The organism is Methylophaga sp. UBA5088 (assembly GCF_002414625.1).
GTDB classification, from domain to species: domain Bacteria; phylum Pseudomonadota; class Gammaproteobacteria; order Nitrosococcales; family Methylophagaceae; genus Methylophaga; species Methylophaga marina.
In genome coordinates, this window is record NZ_DIAC01000091.1 from 11,371 (window position 1) to 11,764 (window position 394).

Below are 394 nucleotides of genomic sequence, written 5' to 3' on the forward strand. Positions count from 1 at the left end.
TTTGGTGATGATTACACTGGTTCCAGTTACGACCCGGTCATTGATGCCATTACCCAGCAAAATAAAAAGCTGCCATCCGGCAGACGGCTCGCCAAAATCCACGCTATTGGTTTTATCTCACCCGGCACCACAGATCGTTTCAGTGTACTTATGCGTGAAATGACCAAAGAAAATGATGGGACGTTTATTGCCCTGCCTCGTTGATGAATTGAATTAAAGCAATCAACGCTTTGTAGGCTGGTTTGAAGAATGAAACCCAACGATATGACATTTTTTATGAGATCAGCTCTGTAGGTGGGTTGGAATTAGCCCTCCAAAAATATACTACTTTTCACTTCAAACGCTGCCGCTGGGGCGTTCATTTATTTTGTTTGCCCAAAATAAACGAACCAAA

Annotated in this window: 1 pseudogene; it reads left to right on the forward strand. The window is 42.9% G+C overall.

Annotated features, from left to right (window positions below):
• A pseudogene (locus B4K20_RS11370) lies at nt 1-204 on the forward strand (hypothetical protein); the annotation flags it as partial.
• Nucleotides 205-394 lie beyond the last annotated feature (190 nt).